The 17,968-nt window shown below is 67.4% G+C and carries 14 protein-coding genes; 6 read left to right on the plus strand and 8 right to left on the minus strand.

Annotated elements, in window-relative coordinates; translation table 11 throughout:
* Nucleotide 1 precedes the first annotated feature (1 nt).
* The 6 genes from RBB46_RS05720 to RBB46_RS05745 all read right to left on the minus strand — a co-directional run bounded on the left by RBB46_RS05720 (nt 2) and on the right by RBB46_RS05745 (nt 6,341).
* Complete coding sequence (locus tag RBB46_RS05720; RefSeq protein ID WP_306027933.1) at nt 2-478, minus strand: NAD(P) transhydrogenase subunit alpha; 477 nt, start codon at nt 476-478, stop codon at nt 2-4.
* An 11-nt stretch (nt 479-489) separates the two neighbouring features.
* Complete coding sequence (locus RBB46_RS05725; protein WP_306027934.1) at nt 490-1,629, minus strand: Re/Si-specific NAD(P)(+) transhydrogenase subunit alpha; 1,140 nt, start codon at nt 1,627-1,629, stop codon at nt 490-492.
* 49 nt (nt 1,630-1,678) lie between these two features.
* Nucleotides 1,679-1,963, minus strand: coding sequence for an aa3-type cytochrome c oxidase subunit IV (locus tag RBB46_RS05730; RefSeq protein ID WP_306027935.1), 285 nt, complete (start codon nt 1,961-1,963; stop codon nt 1,679-1,681).
* Nucleotides 1,964-2,067: 104 nt separating this feature from the next.
* Nucleotides 2,068-3,489: an AarF/ABC1/UbiB kinase family protein gene (locus RBB46_RS05735; RefSeq protein ID WP_306027936.1), complete on the minus strand. Its 1,422-nt coding sequence runs from the start codon at nt 3,487-3,489 to the stop codon at nt 2,068-2,070.
* A gap of 105 nt (nt 3,490-3,594) precedes the next feature.
* Nucleotides 3,595-4,527, minus strand: coding sequence for a DUF3445 domain-containing protein (locus tag RBB46_RS05740; protein ID WP_306027937.1), 933 nt, complete (start codon nt 4,525-4,527; stop codon nt 3,595-3,597).
* Nucleotides 4,524-6,341, minus strand: a complete 1,818-nt coding sequence (locus RBB46_RS05745; RefSeq protein WP_306027975.1) for a M3 family oligoendopeptidase — start codon at nt 6,339-6,341, stop codon at nt 4,524-4,526. Before RBB46_RS05745 ends, RBB46_RS05740 begins: the two co-directional genes overlap by 4 nt.
* 224 nt (nt 6,342-6,565) lie before the next feature.
* Between RBB46_RS05745 and RBB46_RS05750 the strand changes: the two genes are divergently transcribed.
* The 5 genes from RBB46_RS05750 to RBB46_RS05770 all read left to right on the plus strand — a co-directional run bounded on the left by RBB46_RS05750 (nt 6,566) and on the right by RBB46_RS05770 (nt 14,325).
* Nucleotides 6,566-8,221 (plus strand): sigma-54 dependent transcriptional regulator, encoded by a 1,656-nt coding sequence (locus tag RBB46_RS05750; protein WP_306027938.1) that lies wholly within the window; start codon nt 6,566-6,568, stop codon nt 8,219-8,221.
* 125 nt (nt 8,222-8,346) lie between these two features.
* Nucleotides 8,347-10,386 (plus strand): murein L,D-transpeptidase, encoded by a 2,040-nt coding sequence (locus tag RBB46_RS05755; protein WP_306027939.1) that lies wholly within the window; start codon nt 8,347-8,349, stop codon nt 10,384-10,386.
* 215 nt (nt 10,387-10,601) lie between these two features.
* Nucleotides 10,602-11,309, plus strand: a complete 708-nt coding sequence (locus tag RBB46_RS05760) for an FkbM family methyltransferase (protein WP_306027940.1) — start codon at nt 10,602-10,604, stop codon at nt 11,307-11,309.
* Nucleotides 11,310-11,342: 33 nt separating this feature from the next.
* The gene (locus RBB46_RS05765; protein ID WP_306027941.1) at nt 11,343-12,329 is read left to right on the plus strand and encodes a hypothetical protein; all 987 of its coding nucleotides are present in this window, start codon (nt 11,343-11,345) and stop codon (nt 12,327-12,329) included.
* A gap of 214 nt (nt 12,330-12,543) precedes the next feature.
* Entirely contained in the window at nt 12,544-14,325 is a 1,782-nt protein-coding gene (locus RBB46_RS05770; protein WP_306027942.1) for a DUF882 domain-containing protein, read from the plus strand.
* 262 nt (nt 14,326-14,587) lie between these two features.
* Here the strand turns inward: RBB46_RS05770 and RBB46_RS05775 are convergent, their stop codons facing one another.
* Nucleotides 14,588-15,388, minus strand: coding sequence for a tetratricopeptide repeat protein (locus RBB46_RS05775; RefSeq protein ID WP_336623134.1), 801 nt, complete (start codon nt 15,386-15,388; stop codon nt 14,588-14,590).
* A 398-nt stretch (nt 15,389-15,786) separates the two neighbouring features.
* Complete coding sequence (gene rpsU, locus RBB46_RS05780; RefSeq protein WP_029059436.1) at nt 15,787-16,014, minus strand: 30S ribosomal protein S21; 228 nt, start codon at nt 16,012-16,014, stop codon at nt 15,787-15,789.
* Nucleotides 16,015-16,533: 519 nt separating this feature from the next.
* Here rpsU and RBB46_RS05785 point away from each other — a divergent pair.
* A complete protein-coding gene (locus RBB46_RS05785; RefSeq protein ID WP_306027943.1) occupies nt 16,534-17,922 on the plus strand; it encodes an MATE family efflux transporter in 1,389 nt (462 codons plus the stop codon).
* The last annotated feature ends 46 nt before the right edge of the window (nt 17,923-17,968 follow it).

The following is a 17,968-nucleotide window of genomic DNA, read 5'->3' on the forward strand; positions in this document are numbered from 1 at the left end:
CCTATTTCTGCTTTTTCTTGTACATGGCGAGCATGCGCTGGGTGACGAGGAAGCCGCCAAAGATGTTGACGCTCGCCATGACGAGGGCAAGGAAGCCGAAGCCGCGCGCGTAGCCGGCGCCCTCCGCCGCCAGATCGGCGCCGACGGCCAGGAGCGCGCCGACGACGATGACGCTCGAGATGGCGTTGGTGACCGACATCAGCGGCGTGTGCAGGGCCGGCGTCACCGACCAGACCACGTAATAGCCGACGAAGATCGCCAGCACGAAGATGGCGAACTGGAAGACGAAGGGATCGATCGCCCCGCCGGTGGCGGCGGAGGCCGCGTGGGCGAGACTGTCGCCCATGCCGCCGGCGAGCTGGTCGGCATAGCCCTGTGCGGCATCGGCCGCCGCCTGGGCCGTGTCGGCGGCGTCACGGGCCGCTTCCGCGGCCGCGCGGGCGCGCTCGAGCGTTTCGGTTGCGTTGAGTTCCGACATCGCGTCCCCCTTTATCCGGCTGCCGGCGCGAAGGCCGGATGCACCACCTGGCCGTCACGGGTCAGAACGGTCGCCTTGACCAGTTCGTCCTCCCAGTTGACGGCGATGGCCTTGGCGTCCTTGTCGACCAGGGTCTCGGCGAAGGCGAACAGGTTCTTCGCGTAGAGTGCCGAGGTCGAGGCGGCGATCCGCCCGGGCACGTTGAGATGACCGACGATGCGCACGTCGCCGACCTTGGCGATCTTGCCCGGGACGGCGCCCTCGACATTGCCGCCGCGCTCGACCGCCAGGTCGACGATGACGGAGCCCGGCTTCATCGCCGCGACCATCTCCTTGCTGATCAGCTTCGGCGCGGGGCGTCCGGGGATCAGCGCGGTGGTGATGACGATGTCCTGCTTGGCAATGTGGGAGGCTACCAGCTCGGCCTGCTTCTTCTTGTACTCGTCCGACATTTCCTTGGCATAGCCGCCGGCGGTCTCGGCCTGCTTGAACTCGTCGTCCTCGACGGCGATGAACTTGGCGCCGAGAGATTCGACCTGTTCCTTGGCGGCGGGGCGCACGTCGGTGGCGCTGACCACGGCGCCGAGGCGGCGGGCGGTGGCGATCGCCTGGAGACCGGCGACACCGGCGCCCATGACGAAGACGCGGGCAGCGGGAACCGTACCGGCGGCGGTCATCATCATCGGCATGGCGCGGTCATACTCGGCCGCGCCGTCGATGACGGCCTGGTAGCCGGCGAGATTGGCCTGCGAGGAGAGCACGTCCATGACCTGGGCACGGGTGATGCGCGGCATGAACTCCATGGCGAAGGCGGCGACGCCGGCCTCGCCCATGGCCTTGACCGCATCCTCGTGGCCGTGCGGATCCATGGTGGCGATGACGATCGCGCCCTTGTTGATCAGGGCGAGCTCGGCCGTCGACGGGCGGCGCACTTTGAGCACCATGTCGGCGCCGGACAGGGCCGCCTTGGCATTGGCGGCGATCTTGGCGCCGGCAGCCTCGTATTCGGCATCGACGATGCGCGACAGGGTTCCCGCGCCCTTCTCGACCGTGACCTCGAAGCCGAGAGCGATGAACCGCTTCACGGTGTCGGGCGTCGCGGCGACGCGTGTTTCTCCTGCCTCGCTCTCGCGGGGCACTGCGAGTTTCATCGGTTGTCTCCTCCCAGGCTTGCAGTCGGTTGTCCGCGAAGGGGACAGGTCAGGCGGTGGTCAGGATCGCGAGGAGCCCGGTAATGCCGAAGACGACGGCCGAGGGGATCCAGCCCTTCTCGCCGGCGAACAGGCCGATGGCAGCCGCGACGAGCGTGGCGATGAGGGCCACCCAGCCGAAGAAGGTGCCGGCGCCGCCGCCGAAGGCGAACAGGGCGAGGCAGAGCATGATGTTGATGACGGCAATGGTGCCGACCTTGGAGAAGTTGATGAAGCCGGCATAGGTGCGCTCGTGCTCGGCGTAGTCCATCGACGGAGCGGTCTGGTCTGCCATGTGTCCCCCTTGCGTGGTCTGACGGGATGTTTGGCCGTACTTATAGCAGAGACGTTCCCACGGGCAACGCGATGTTTTGCGCTGCAAACGCGTGCGGGAGAACGTTATTCCGCCGCCGGCCGCTCCCCGGCAACGTCAGTGGCGGGGGCACCGCCGGCAGGGCCGAGCCCGGCAAGGGAAAGGGCGTTCGCCTGCCGCCGCGCCACCGCGCCGGTGTCGAAGTCCTCGATCTGCTCGTTGAACAGGCGGTAGAAATTGAGTTCCGCGCCCAGATGCAGGAAGACGGCCCCAAGGCCGATGGCGGCGCGATCCATGAAGACGAACTCGCGCGGCACGGTGACGGGACCCAGCTCCTTCAGCGCCTTGTGGACGCGGAACGCCTCCTTGCGCCCGTATTCGGCCGGCTTGACGCCATCGGCGATGGAGCGGACACGGTCGGAGAGCAACGGCCCGTAGATGAAGCGCGCCCAGATGTTGAGGATCCCGATCAGCTCCTTCGTCAGCCCCTTGAAGCCCCAGCGCTCATAGGCGGAGACGATGCGCGCCTCGTCCTCTTCCAGAAGGCCGCGGTAAAGGTCGACGACGCCCTGGACGAAGCCGGGCGGGAAGATGCGGATGCAGCCATAGTCGAGCAGATTGATCCCCTGCGGCGCGCCGCCTTGCGAAAAGACCGTGTAATTGCCCAGATGCGGGTCGCCGTGGATGATGCCGTAGTGGCTGAAGGGATGCCACCATGCGCGGAACATCACCTCGGCCAGCCGGTTGCGGTCCTCCAGCTCCCCGTCCTTGAAGGCAAGCATCGGCTCGCCCTCGAGCCAGCCCATGGTCAGCAGGCGGCCGGTCGACAGGTCGTCATGGACATGCGGAACGCGGATGCGCGGCTCGTCGCGGAAGATGTGGCGGTAGACCGCGGTCTGTGCCGCCTCGCGGACATAGTCGAGCTCCTCGCGGACCCGGTCGCCGATCTCGCGGGCGATCTCGCGCGTGTCGATTGCCGGGCTCATGCGGCGATGCAGGGAGAAGAGCAGGCCGAGTTGCTTCAGGTCCGCCTCGACCGCCGAGGCCATGTCGGGATATTGCAGCTTGCAGGCAAGCGCGGCACCGTCCCTGGAAACCGCCTTGTGGACCTGGCCGAGGGAGGCGGCGGCGGCCGGCTCCTTGTCGAAGCTGGCGAAACGCGCCTGCCAGTCGCGGCCAAGCTCGGCCGACATGCGGCGCTTGACGAAGGCCCAGCCCATCGGCGGAGCGGCCGACTGAAGCTGCGCCAGTTCGGCGGCGTATTCCGGCGGGATCGCGTCGGGAATGGTCGACAGGAGCTGGGCCACCTTCATCAGCGGACCCTTGAGCCCGCCGAGGGCGGCGGCCAGTTCCGCCGCCTGCCTGCCATTGTCGATCTCGTAGCCGAAGACGCGCGCGCCGGCGAGCTTCGCCGCCAGGCCGCTCATGTTGGCGCCGACACGCGCATAGCGGCCGACACGGGCGCTGAGGCGGTTCTTTTCACTGTCGCGGGCGGGAGGCTTGCTCATCATGTCCTCGAAAAACGCGGTGCTCGGGGCAGGATGCCACGCGACATCACATATAGGAGTTCCAGGCGGGCCTGACAGCAGGCGGGTTGTCGCTGCCGGCGGTTCTCAGGCGGTCCCGCCGGCAAGGCCAGCAAGCCGTGCGGCGATCGCGTCGCGTTCCCCTGTCAGTCCCTTGTAGGCGAGTTGCGCGGCGTCGAGCGCCAGCAACTGGCGGCGCAGGCCGGCGGCAAGCACCGCGCCTTGCGGATGGCCGGCGAAGGCGGCGACGGGATCATGGTGGATCCTGATGGTAAAGAGGATGTCGCCGCTTTTCGCCAGCCGTCGCAGGGTCTGGCGCTCGACCCTCACATGCAGCGCCTCGCGCGTGCCGTCGACGCGGCTGGTGTCGGCCCCGTCGGCCGAGACGGGCTTGGGGACGGGGTGGTGCAGGCCGGCGCCCGAATAGAGCGACCAGTTGAGTCGCCAGCTCGGGCGCTCGACCGTGAGGTTGTCGAAGATGCGGGCGACCATCGGTCCCATGCGGCCGTCGTTGAAGCCGGGAACGCCCGCGTGGATGGCGTCCATGGGCTTGCCGAATTTTTCCGCAAGCGACCAGGAGGAGGGGAAGAAGAGGGCCGCCGCGGCAAGCCGGTAGCCGGTCCCGCCCCGGCGCATCAGGACGAGATCCTCCTGCACGAGGCGCGCGGCGAGCGCCAGCGGCATGTCGCAAGGCTCGTCGAGATCGACGGTCCGTCCCGTCCCGGCAATGGCGATGCGGGTTCCCTCGCGACTGTAGAGGTCCGGAAAGCGTGCCGGCAGATGGTCGGCGAGGAGGTCCAGCACCTCGCGCTGGGCATCGGCCGTTCCCTCTTCGGCGAGCAGCACGGGCGCGCGCGCCGCGCCCGCGAGCAGCCGGTCCTTCTCCGCCAGATGGTCGGCGAGCAATGCGTCCGGCTCGATCCACTCGGCAGGGTCGAGCGGCATCAACCCGACCGTGAAGGGGCGGGCCGATCCGTCATAGGGCGTGTGGGCGAAAGGAGGGGACGCGCCCTCGCTCATCCCTCCAGCGCTTCCAGTTCGTCGATGAAGCCGGAGATCACCGACAGGCCTTTCTGCCAGAAGGCGGGATCGGTCGCATCGAGGCCGAAGGGGGCGAGCAGCTCCGAATGGTGTTTGGTGCCGCCGGCGGACAACAGCGCGAAATACTTGTCCTGGAAGCCGGCTTCCGCGTCCTCGTAGACCGCATAGAGCGAGTTCACCAGGCAGTCGCCGAAGGCATAGGCATAGACGTAGAAGGGCGAGTGGATGAAATGCGGGATGTAGGTCCAGTAGGTCTCGTAGCCCTCGCCGAGGCGGATTGCCGGCCCGAGGCTTTCCGTCTGCACCGACATCCACAACTCGCACAGGGCGTCGGCGGTCAATTCGCCCTCGCGGCGGGCGGCGTGGACCTTGCGCTCGAAACTGTAGAAGGCGATCTGCCGCACGACGGTGTTGATCATGTCCTCGACCTTGCCGGCGAGCAGGATCTTGCGTTTTTCCGGCGTTTCGGCGCGCTCAAGCAGGGCCTTGAAGGTGAGCATCTCGCCAAAGACGCTGGCGGTCTCGGCCAGGGTCAGGGGCGTGGGCGCCATCAGTGCGCCGTTGGGGGCGGCGAGCACCTGGTGGACGCCGTGGCCAAGCTCGTGGGCGAGCGTCATCACGTCGCGGGTGCGGCCCTGGTAGTTGAGCAGGACGTAAGGGTGGGCGCTGGGCACCGTCGGATGGGCGAAGGCGCCCGGCGCCTTGCCCGGACGGGCTGGTGCGTCGATCCAGTTCTTGTCGAAGAAGTCGCCGGCGATTTCGGCCATCTTCGGCGAGAAGCGGCCATAGGCGCCGAGCACCATCTCGCGAGCCTCGTCCCAGGGAATGGAGCGGGTGTCGGCGGAGGGGAGCGGTGCGTTGCGGTCCCAGAAATCGAGCTCGTCGCGGCCGAACCAGCGCGCCTTCATTGCGTAGTAGCGATGCGACAGGGCGGGATAGGCACCGCGCACCGCCTCGACCAGGGCATCGACCACCTCGCGTTCGACCCGGTTGGCGAGATGGCGGCTGTCGGCGATGTCCTCGAAGCCGCGCCAGCGGTCGGAGATCTCCTTGTCCTTGGCGAGCGTGTTGGTGATCAGGGTGAAGACCGGCAGGTTGGCCTTGAACGTTTTCGCCAGGGCGGTGGCGGCGGTCCTGCGCTTTTCGCCGTCGGCATCCTGAAGCCGGTTCAGGGTCGGCTCCAGCGGCATCCGGGTTCCGTCGATATCGAACCTGAGGCCGGCCATGGTCTCGTCGAAGAGCCGGTTCCAGGCAGAGGCGCCGCTGACCGACTTTTCGTGGAAGAGCTGCTCGATGCGGTCCTCCAACTGATGCGGTCGCATCTTGCGGATGTCGTCGAGCCAGGGGCGATAGTGGGCAAGGTCCGGATCCTCCGCCGCCGCGTCCAGAACGGCATCGTCGATGCGGTTGAGCTCAAGCGTGAAGAAGATCAGGTGCGTGCTCGCGCTCGTCAGCTTCTCCTGGATGTCGCCGTAGAACTTCTGCCGGACGGGATCGGTCGTGTCCCCGGCATAGAAGAGCCCGGCGAAAGAGGCGAGGCGTCCCATCAGGTCGTCGAGCGCCTCCATCTCGCGAACGGCGCCGGCGAGGCTTGCACCGGAGGCGCGCGCCATTTCCTCCAGACGTCCCTTGTAGCGCTCGGCAAAGGCGGCGGCCTGGCTCTCCGCCCTGGCGAGGTCGGCTTTCACCTCGGCGCTGTCATGGGCGGGGTAGAGATCGGCAAGGTTCCACTCCGGCAGGTCGCCAAGCTCGTCCTTGCGGGCGGCCGCGTCGTCGGCGGCGCGGGCGGGCATCGAGGTGAGGGCGGCGGTCATGGGCTCTCCGGCGTCTGTGTGTGGGGTCGGCACCGGCGGGCGGCGCGGGATCGTTCCCTCTGGATATTGTGGATCATGCGCCAAGAGCAACGGGCAAAACGGCGATTGCGGCGAATGCGGCACCCAAACGTGGACGTTTTGTTTACCGCTCCCGGGCTACGGTGCCCCGAATTGAGACAGTTTTCCGAAAGGCGCGCGCACGCATGATCCCGACCAGCGGACGCATCCTCATTGCCGATGACGATCCCGTCCAGCGCCGCCTTGTCGAAGAGGCGGTGAAGCGGTTCGGCTACCGCGCCCGCAGCGTCGAGAACGGCGCGGAGGCGGTGGCGTTGCTGTCGTCGCCGGAAGGCGCCGACATTGACCTTCTGATCCTCGACCTGGTGATGCCGGAACTCGATGGCATGGGGGTGATCACCCGGCTGCGGGAGATGAAGAAGGCGGTGCCGATCATCGTCCAGACGGCACATGCCGGCATCGACGCGGCGGTCAACGCGATCCGCGCCGGGGCGCAGGATTTCGTCGTCAAGCCGGTGTCGCCGGAACGGCTGGAAGTCGCCATCCGCACCTTCATGAAGATGTCGGCGCTGGAAGGCGAGATCGCCCGCATCCACAAGCAGACGAGCGGTACCTTCACGTTCGACGATATCGTCACGCGTTCCGAGGCGATGGAGCGGGTGATCCGCGTCGGCCGGCGCGCCGCCACCTCGCATATCCCGGTGCTGATCGAGGGCGAATCGGGTGTCGGCAAGGAGCTGATCGCCCGGGCGATCCAGGGCACAAGCGAGCGCCGGAGCAAGCCGTTCGTCACGGTCAATTGCGGGGCGATCCCGGAACACCTGGTGGAATCGATCCTGTTCGGCCACGAGAAGGGCGCCTTCACCGGTGCCGTCGACAAGCATGTCGGCAAGTTCCAGGAAGCCCATGGCGGCACGCTGTTCCTCGACGAGGTCGGCGAGCTGTCGCTCGACATCCAGGTCAAGCTCTTGCGCGCGCTGCAGGAGGGCGAGATCGACCCGATCGGGGCGCGACGGCCGGTCAAGGTCGATTTCCGGCTGATCTCGGCGACGAACCGGCGGCTGGTGGACCTGGTCAAGGACGGCGCGTTCCGCGAGGACCTTTACTACCGGCTCAACGTCTTTCCGCTGTGGCTGCCGCCGCTGCGCGACCGGCGCGAAGACATTCCCGATCTCGTGCGGCACTTCCTGGCGCGCTTTGCCGCCGAGGAAGGGCGCTCGCATATCTCGGCGGTGGCGCCCGACGCGGTCGCGATGCTGCAGGCCTATGGCTGGCCGGGCAACATCCGCCAGCTGGAGAACGCCGTCTTCCGGGCCGTCGTCCTGTGCGAGGGCGACCATCTTGTCGCGGCGGACTTTCCCCAGGTGCAGGCAAGCGTGGGTGGCGGCGAGGGGCAGCCGGGCACCGCGCCGGCCCAGACCCGCCCGCCCGCATCCACGCCGGCTGGCGGAGAGGTGGCGGGTGAAGCGCCCGCGAGCGAAGTGTCCGGCAGCGAAATGTCCCGCAGCGAAATATCCGGCAGCGGGCCTGACCGGGGAGCGGAGCCGCAGGCCGGATCGCCCTCTGGCGCGGAAGATGCAAGGTCGCGGGACCTTGCCGGCCAGGGATTTGCCGATGCCGGGCAGGGCGCTCCCTTCGGGTATCTGCGATGCCTCGACGATCACGGCCATATCCGCGCGCTCGACGAAGTGGAGGCCGACATGATCCGCTCGGCCATCGACCACTATGGTGGCCGGATGACCGAAGTCGCGCGCAGGTTGTCGATCGGGCGCTCAACTCTCTACCGTAAGTTGAAGGACTATGGCCTCGATGCAACACAGGACGCGGAGGCGGCCGAGTAGGCCGCCGATCCTGCCGACGTGACTTGCATTGGCCGGCCGGGGACGTCTTGTTAACCTTGCGTGATGGCGAATCCGCGCGGCCGCAGGGTCGGGCGATCCCCGACCCTCTATCCGGAACAAGCGACATGGCCCGCTCGATCTTCTCCCGCCCCCTCGACCATAGCCTCGTCCTGGGCCGCATGCTGGCGCTTGCCGCGATGACGGGCCTTGCGGCATCGCCGGCCGTGGCCACGACGCAGGAAGCCGAGGCCGCCGTGCCGGGGGCGGCCGTCGTCGCGCCTCTGCCCGTCGGGGCTCTGGAGAGCCTGCTCTCCTCAGGCGAGGCCTTCACCGAGGCCGACCGCGCCGCGCCCTATCTGACCGGCGCCCGCCGACAGGCGCTCGCCGCCTTCTACAAGGGACGCGGCCAGGAACCGCTGTGGACGCGCGACCACGTGCCGACGCTTGCCGCCCGCCGCCTGATCGCGCGGCTGGGCCAGGCCGGCCGCGACGGCCTGAAAGAGGACGACTACGCGCTTCCCGACGATCTTGCCCGCACGGCCGGCCGGCTCGAGGAAACGCGCGCGGCCCGTTTCGAGGTGCTGTTGTCGGCCGCGCTGCTGGCCTATGCCGACCATGCGCAGGCCGGACGCCTTGAACCGGACAGCCTGTCGAAGAACATCACGCTTGCGCCCGAGCGCCCGGACCCGGCAGCGGTCATGGCCGCGCTTGCCGCTGCCGCCGACCCGGTGGCGCGGCTCGACCTTTACAATCCGCAGCATCCGGGCTTCCGGGCCTTGCGCGACAAGCTTGCCGAACTGACCCGCCCGGACCTTGTCAGCGAAGCGCCGCCGACGGTGCCGGAGGGCGCGACACTGAAGCAGGGCATGCGCGATCCGCGCGTCGTCATCCTACGCAAGCGCCTCGGGCTGGAGACGGCAGCGGACGCCGGCGCGGCGGTGGCGACCGAGGCCGCCAGCGAGACGGCCCCGGCCGAGGCTGCGGAAACCGAGCCTGAAACCGCGACCGATGCCGTTGCCGACGTGGCGGGGGAGAACGCAGACGCGCAGGTCGCTGGCGCGCAGGTCGCTGACGCACAGGTCGCCGGTGCCGACGTCGCCACCGACGCGGTGGCGGATGCCACGGACGAGGATCTTTTCGACGCCGACGTGAAGGCGGCGGTGCTTGCCTTCCAGAGCGACAACGGCCTGCATCCCGACGGGGTCGTGGGGCCGCGCACGCTGCTGGCGCTGAACGCGGTTTCCGACGACGGCATGGCGGTCTCCGACATCGTCGCCAACCTGGAGCGCTGGCGCTGGATGCCGCGCGAGCTCGGCGCCTTCCACATCTTCGTCAACATCCCGGAGTTCAAGGCGCGGCTGTTCCGTGACGGGGCCCAAGTCTACGAGACGCGGGTGGTGGTCGGCAAATCGTCGAACCAGACGCCGGTCTTTTCCGATGTGATGGACCACGTCATCGTCAATCCTTACTGGAACGTGCCCTATTCGATCGCCTCGGAGGAGCTGCTTCCCTCGATCGCGGCCGATCCTTCCTATCTGGCGCGCAAGAACTACGAGGTCGTCGCGGGCGGACGGGTGATCAATGCCGGCGCGGTCGACTGGGCCAGCGTCAACCTGCGCTCCGTGCGCATCCGTCAGCGTCCTGGCGGGGGCAATGCGCTTGGCCAGATCAAGTTCATGTTCCCCAACCGCCATTCGGTCTACCTGCACGACACGCCCTCGAAGAGCCTGTTCGCCCGGCCGAGTCGGGCCTTCTCGCATGGTTGCGTCCGGGTGCAGGACCCGTTCGACTTCGCCGACGCGCTGCTGCAGCTCGACCCGAACTGGAACGCGGCGAAGCTGAAGGCGATGGTGGGCGGGAGCGAGAAGCGCGTCGACCTGACGAAGTCCGTTCCGGTGCATCTGGCCTATTTCACCGCCTTCGTCGACGAGGCCGGCAAGCTGCAGCGGCGACCGGATATCTATGGCCACAACGCGGTGCTGACCAAGGCGCTGGAGATCGAGGGCTGGCAGGACTGGCAGCGTTTCGCCGTGGCCGCGCCGGTGAAGCGGGCACGGGCGGAAATCCGTCCCTTCGAGCCCGTCCGCGAGCGCAGCCCGGCGGACATTCGCGCCGAGCGCCAGCGGATGTTCCAGCTGCGCCAGCGGGCAGCGTCCGACTACTGAGCCGGGGCCGGACAGTCAGGATCGATGCATCGACGGTAGCCGCGTGCAATTCCGCGGTTCCGTTCCCGATGTTTTGAGATACATGTTTGCAAAATCGAATCCCGCGGGGGGCTGCGGTTCGGGTTCGGGGTCTGTGGCCGGCGGTGCGTGCGCGGGGACAGATCCCTGCCGGCCTCTAGGCAACCCCGCGCAACTGAACCGGCGGGGCAGATTCAATGGCCGATGTATCGCGGGCGAAGCCGCGTAACCCGATCGCAAAGCTGGCGAGGAGCCTTGCCAAGCGCGTGCGGCGGTTGCGCGAGGGCGGCGATGAGCGGCGTTTCCTCAGCCAGGCCCGCGGCATTGTCCATGTCGGTGCGAACAGCGGACAGGAAGCGCCGTCCTATGCCCGGCTCGGCGTGCCGGTGTTCTGGATCGAGCCGCTCCCCGACGTTTTCGCAGCGCTTCAGGAACGCATCTCCAGCCATCCGCTCCAGCAGGCGGTCCGGGCGCTGGTGTCCGACAGCGACGGGGCGGAGGTCGATTTCCACGTGGCGGGCGAATCGTCCTCCATGTTCGCCTTTGCCGAGCACAAGAAGCTCTGGCCCGAGATCGACGCCAGCGGCATCCTGCGACTGACCACATCGCGTCTCGACACGCTGATGCAGGCCCACGGGCTTTCCTCCCCGCCATACGACGCCCTGGTGATCGACACACAGGGCGCCGAGCTGCTGGTGCTGAAAGGCGCCGGCGACCGGCTGGCGGGCTTTGAACGGATTGTCGCCGAGGCCGCCGATTTCGAGGCCTATCGCGGGGCGACCAATGTCGAGGAACTGACGGCGTTTCTCGCCGGACACGGCTTTGGGCTGCAGCACAAGGCCTCGATGGCAAGCCTCAAGGGCGTCGGCACGTATTACAACCTCTACTTCAAGCGTTCACACTGAGCGGATGCATCACGTGCAGGCGGTCGATTGAAAATGTTGAACAAGCTTGTCGACGAAATTCGGTATTCGGGGCGCTTCGCCTGGGTCAGTGCCAAGAATGCACTTGGCATATCGCCGAAATCGGACAAGGCACATCTTTGCGAGCGCATCGTGCGGGGGATCGCACGGGGGCGGATCCATCCCGATAGCGCGTTCACCGCCGGCATTCGCCCGGACGGGCTCGGGGCCGTGATGATCCAGCGGCTCAGCATTCAGGCCGCAGCATCCGATATGGGCTTTGCCTACTATCACAAGCCGTTCGATTTCGTCGGGCACCAGGAGATGGAGCTCGATGCCTGGGTCCGTCACTGCGAGGCGGAGTTCGACCTGGGACACGGGTTGCCTCGATCAGCGGAGTGCGAACTGCCCTACGTTGAGTTCCTGGACTACGCGGTTGACGAAAGGCTCTGGCGGGAGCCGCATCTGATCGGCTTCCGCGAAATGTTCCGCTACTGCAATGCCCGCCCACACCTGATGGACAACCTGCCCTGGGGAGCACGCTATCGCGCCAGGGCCGGGATGCATGTTCGATCGACACCGGACAGGTACCGGGTCGCCGTCCATGTCCGGCGCGGCGACGTCAGCCGCGCGGAGACCACCAAGCGCTTCACGCCCAACGCCGCCATTCTGCGCACCATCGAGGGCATCGTGCGGGAGTTGGAGGCGCGTGGTCTTGCTCATGAGGTCGAGATCCACAGCAACGGGTCGCCGGAAGAGCTCAAGGAGTTCCTTGATCGCGGCTACCGGATATCCGATGCGCCGGGTGCGATCGAGTCGTTCCGGAGCCTGGTCACCGCCGATGTCCTGGTGATGGCCAAGAGCACCTTCAGCTATGTCGCGGGACTTGCAGCCAGCGGTGTCGTTGTCTATGAGCCACAAGGCTATGCGCGTGTGCCGCGCTGGGTGGAGAGAAACGACGACGGAACGATCGTCGACAAACAGTTTCGCGAGGCACTCGCCCGACTCGGTTCGCAGGGCTGATTTCGGGACGCGCGACCGTCTTTGGGGGCTCATTGGGGGGCGCTGCGCGACGAAAACGCCTGCCACCGGCATTTTTTTCGATGTTGATGCGCATTTGCCACGATTTGCGCTCATTTCGGAATACGGTAAAGGCTTCTTAACCTCGGTCCCTTACATCAGTCCATCTGGGGGGCGATGTACGGCGATACCGCCGGCAAACAAGCGAGACTGAACATTGCTCGAGGCATGGTTCTTCCGGCTGCGATATCGCGCGTTGCCAGTGCTGGCGCTTGCGGCGTTTGCCTGCGCGCTGCTGCTGCCGATTTCGATCGCCCCCGCGCTTGCCGAAACCCGGACGCTGAAGCTCTACAACACGCATACGCATGAGCGCGTGTCGATCACCTTCAAGCGCAACGGCCGCTACATCTCCGAGGGGCTGCGCGACCTGAACCGGTTCCTGCGCGACTGGCGGCGCAACGAAATCACCAAGATGGATCCCGAACTCTTCGATCTTGTCTGGGAAGTCTATCAGGGCGCCGGGACGAGCGAGGCGATCCATGTGGTCTCCGGATATCGCTCGCCGGCCACCAACAACATGCTGCGCAGCCGCTCGCGCGGCGTCGCCAAGTCCAGTCAGCACACGCGCGGCCGGGCGATGGATTTCTACATTCCCGGCGTCAGCGTCGCCAAGCTGAGGGCGCTCGGCCTGCGCAAGGAAGTCGGTGGCGTCGGCTTCTACCCGACCTCGCGCTCGCCCTTCGTGCACATGGACACCGGCTCCGTGCGGCACTGGCCGCGCATGACCCGCTCGCAGCTCGCCAAGGTCTTCCCGCGCGGCGACACCATTCACGTTCCCACCGACGGCAAGAAGATGCCGGGCTATGCCCAGGCGCTGGCCCGTCACAAGAGCGGCGCCTCGCGCCGGCCGACGGCTGTCGCTAGTGCATCATCGCCCTCGCGGCCGCTGCGCCCGGCCGGGGAACTGGCCGAAGGCAACATCCGCGCACCGCTGCCGGGCAGCGCCAGTGGCGGTCCGGGCCTTCTCGCCCGCATCTTCGGCGGCGACGAGGACGAGGGCGAGGACACCGGTGCGTCTCCGACACCGCCCGCGCCGGTCCGCTCGAGCGAACGCACGCAAGTGGCCAGCGCGCCGCCGGCGCCGCCTCCGGTGCCCTCGCAGGCACCTCCCGGCGTGCGCGCGGCCGAACCGGCCGAGCAGCCTGCAGCCGCGCCGGATCCCGTCGTCGTCGCTCAGCTCGTGCCGCAGGCCAAGCCCGCCGGATTCTCGGCGATCGTCGCGGCCGCAACAGCCGGCGCCGTCGCGCCAGGCACGCTCGAGGCACAGGCCCAGCGTCTGGCCAGCGGCCTGCCGCCGGTGGACCAGCCGCAGACGGCGTCCGTTCTTGCTCCGGCCCAGCCGGTGGCGGTTGCCTCCGCGCCGCTCGCCAAGCCGGCCGAACTGCGACAGGGCCCGCTTGGTCAGGGGCAGGGAGGGAACGCCGTTCTGGCCTCAATGGTTCCGCGCCCGGCTCCGGCGGACGGGGTTTCAGCCATCGCCGCGGCGACCGGCGCGACCCAGCCCTCGGCCAAGCCGCAGTCCGACATTACGGGCGCCACGCTCGCCTATGCACCGGCGGCCGCCGCTGCATCGGCAAGCGCACCCGTGGGCGTGCCGCAGCGCCGCGCCGTTCCGCCCGCAGGAAACGCCAAGGCGGCGCGCGCCTCCGTTTCCGGCCGCGTGCCGGAGCCGGTTGTCCGCGACCCGCTTGCCCGCTTCGCCGCCCTGCCGGACCGCACCGCGCTGCCTGACCTGATTTCCGGGCAGACGACGACGCGCACACTGACCTTCGCAAGGCTGCAGCATCCCAACCAGCGTCGGCTGGAACTGCTGCTGGCACCGGGCGGGCGCGTCTTCGCCAACCGTTTCGGCACCACCCAGAGTGCAGGCTCGCCGCCGCGCGCGGACCGTTTCGAGGGCCCCGCCGTCGTGCTGCTGCCGGTGTTCTCGCTGCAATAGTCGTTACCGGCCGGGCTGCGTTCGCGGCCAAAGCGGCCCGACCGGGACATCAAGAGACCAACCAGACATGAAAACGCCGGCACGGACAAAGCTCCGTGCCGGCGTTTTCATGTCTGGCCGCCCGCGAGCAAGGTGGAAGGCGGGCGGTGATCGGTGTGGCCGGACAGGTGCCGAGCGGGCCAGGCGGTGCAAGTCAGACGGGGCGCAAGTCGGCGGCACTGCCGGTGCCAACCGACGTTCCAGTGCCCCTTCCCGGTCGCGATCAGCCCCGGTCGAGACGCCCGATGCCCTCGCGGGCGATGCTGTTGGAGGCGTCGATGCCGAGCGCGCGATTGTAGGAACGGCGTGCGTCATTGTTCTGGCCAAGCGTTTCCAGGGCAACGCCGCGATTGGCCCAGGCGACGGCAGAGCGCTTGTCGCGGTTGACCGCATCGGAGAGATCGGAGAGGGCGGCCTTGGGATCGTTCAGCGCCAGATAGGATGTGCCCCGGGCGATATACGGCTCGGCCGCGTTCGGGTCGAGGCCGATGGCCGTGGCGAAATTCTCCACCGCCTGGGTGTGGTTGCCCTGCGCCTGATAGATCAGTCCGCGATTGTGAAAGGCGCGCGCATTGCTGGAATCCAGCCGGATCGCCGCGTCGAAATCGGCCAGCGCCAGGTCGTTGCGGCCAAGCGCGCGATAGGCATTGCCCCGGCCGACAAGGGCAAGATCGTAGTCGGGCTTGATGCGCAGGGCGGCGCTGTAATCGTTGACGGCAGCCTGCAGGTCGCCCATCCGCCGATAGACCAGCGCCCGGTTGGCGTAGGACTGGTAGGAATTGGGGGCCAGTTGCAGGGCGGTGTTGAAGTCGGCGATGGCATTCTCGAAGCGGCCGGCCTGGCCATAGGCGATGCCACGGGTGTTGTAGGCGGAGGCATCGCGGGGATTGGCCTCGATCACGGCATTGAGCGAATCGATGTTCGCCGCCGACCCGGCCGAACGGTCGATGGGGACGCCGGAGGAAAGGCTCGAGGTCTGGCAACCGGAGACCAGCAGACCGACGGCCAGCAGCGTGCCGGCCACGAGTGCTTCCGTCCTGGGTTCACGCCGGGATTTCGCCAACATCATCAATGCACGATACCTCGATACTGCGTTTTCAACCGTATCCCGGACAATGGCATGGCCGGGACGCGGGTTCCACCCGTGGTGTACCGGCATGCCGGCGATACGGGAACTTTTGTCCGGTGAAGGGCAATGCCGGCGCCGAAACCCGGAGGTCGGCAGAGTGCCGCGCGATTCGGGCGGAAACCCGGCGCTGCCCGACCGGGCCCTTGCAAGGGGGCGGCCGATGACGACACGCCGCTTATCATGCATCGGCACATACGCCTTCGCCTCCGTGCCGGGCGAAGACCGCGGCAGGAGGCGAAAGGTCAGATCTGTGTGGCTTTGACGGCCGAACGCAGGATCGGCCGGGCCGAAAACTACCGGCGCGGAGCCTTACTCGGCAGAAGGCCTTCGCGCTGGGCGCGCTTGCGCGCCAGCTTGCGGGCGCGGCGAACGGCCTCGGCCTTCTCGCGAGCCTTCTTTTCGGACGGCTTCTCGTAATGGCCGCGAAGCTTCATCTCGCGAAAGATGCCTTCGCGCTGCATTTTCTTCTTCAGCGCCTTGAGCGCCTGATCGACATTGTTGTCGCGGACCAGAACCTGCACGCGTCTTTTCCCATCGTGTTTGCACGGGATGCGGGAACTGCATCCTGCGCCGGAGCATATTCAATGTGATGCGGAAGCGAAGTCAGACCGCAATCGAACCCGATTGCCATCCGGAAAGGGGCTGCCACATGCACAAAGACTTGGCTGCGCCGCCCTCACGTCGCTAATCAGGCCGTTGTGTTACCAGAGGCCGTCAGGCTTGTCCACCGGCATAATCCCGTTCGGGCGCATGTTTTCCGCCTTCCGATGCCGCCGCAGCAGGGCATCGGGCTCAAGCCGATCGGGATGGCAGCTGCCGCGTGCAGGCATGGCCCGGCCTCTGGACAGGGTTGTGGCGGACAGTTAGGAATGGCAGGTGCCCGCAGCGGCTATCCGGAGCATTTTTTTCTCCTGACACCCCGCCTGCCGCCAACCGTTTCCTCGCCTTACGCGGTCCACCAGAAGGCGAGACCCCGTCGTTTTGCGGCATGTCCGAGCGTTTCGTCCGCCTGCCCGCAGAGTGCTTCTGGAGTTGGAATGATGAACGGTTCGTTGTCGGCAAAGCCGGCGGGCCGCCTGGCCGGTCTTTGGCGCGGCGATGTGCTGCCGACGCTGACGCTCGGGGCGCCGATCGCCGGGGCGCAGGTGGCGCAGATGGCGATCAACACCACCGACGTGCTGATGATCGGCTGGCTCGGGGCGACCGAACTTGCGGCCGCGGTGCTGGCGTTCAACCTGTTCATCGTCATCTGGCTGTTCGGCATGGGCGTCCTGCAGGCGGTGATCCCGCTTGCCGCGCGCGCCCGCGGCGAGAGGCGCGCGCGCGACCTGCGCCGGGCGGTGAGGATGGGCTTCTGGTTCGTCGCCTTCTACTGCGTGCCGGCCTGGGGAATCATGTGGTTCACCGAGGATCTGCTGGTCGCGCTCGGTCAGGAGGCACGGGTGTCGGAACTGGCCGGCATCTATGCGCGGATCATGATGTTCTCGATGCTGCCCTCGTTGATGACGATGGCGCTACGCAGCTTCATCACGGTGATGGAGCGGGCGCAGATCGTGCTCTGGGCGACGATTGTCGGCGCCGTTCTCAACGCTCTGATCGATTACTGCCTGATTTTCGGCAATTTCGGCTTTCCGCGACTGGAGCTCGTGGGCGCGGCCATTGCCTCGGTCGCCACCTCCACCCTCACCTTCGTCATCCTGGTCGGCTATGTGCTGCGCGACCGGCAGTTGCGGCGCTACGCGGTGTTCGGCCGGTTGTGGCGCTCCGACTGGTCGAAGCTGGCCGAAATCGTCCGGCTCGGCTGGCCGATCGCCATCACGCTGCTGGTCGAGGTCGGCCTGTTCTCCGGAACCTCGGTGCTGATGGGCTGGATCGGCACGATCGATCTTGCCGCGCACGGCATCGCGACGCAGCTCGGCTCGCTCACCTTCATGGTGCCGATCGGCATCGGCCAGGCCGCGATGATCCGCATCGGTCTCGCCGCCGGTCGCGGCGACAGGGACGCGGTCGGCCGGGCCGGCTGGACAGCCTTCGGGATCGGCCTCGTCTTCATGGGATCCTGTGCGGTCGCCTTCTGGCTGTTCCCGCAGACGCTGGTCGGCCTGTTCCTGGATTTCGACAATCCCGACGCGGCCGAGGTGCTGGCCATCAGCGTCGGCTTCGTCGCCATCGCGGCACTGTTCCAGGTGTTCGACGGAACCCAGGTGATCGGCTCCAGCCTGCTGCGCGGCCTGTCCGACACGAAGGTGCCGATGGTCATCGCCGTGATCGGCTATTGGGGCATCGGCATGGGAGCGGCCTACGGGCTCGGTTTCCCGCTCGGCTTCGGCGGCATCGGCATCTGGTGGGGGCTGGCGGCGGGGCTTGCGGTCGTTGCCGTGGTGGTGATGTGGCGCTTCGCGCTGCGCGAGAAGATCGGGCTTATCTGACAGGTCGATCCGGCACTTGCCGGCAGGCGGAAAGCCTGCCGGGGGC

This window comes from Stappia sp. MMSF_3263, from assembly GCF_030733745.1.
GTDB lineage: Bacteria > Pseudomonadota > Alphaproteobacteria > Rhizobiales > Stappiaceae > Stappia.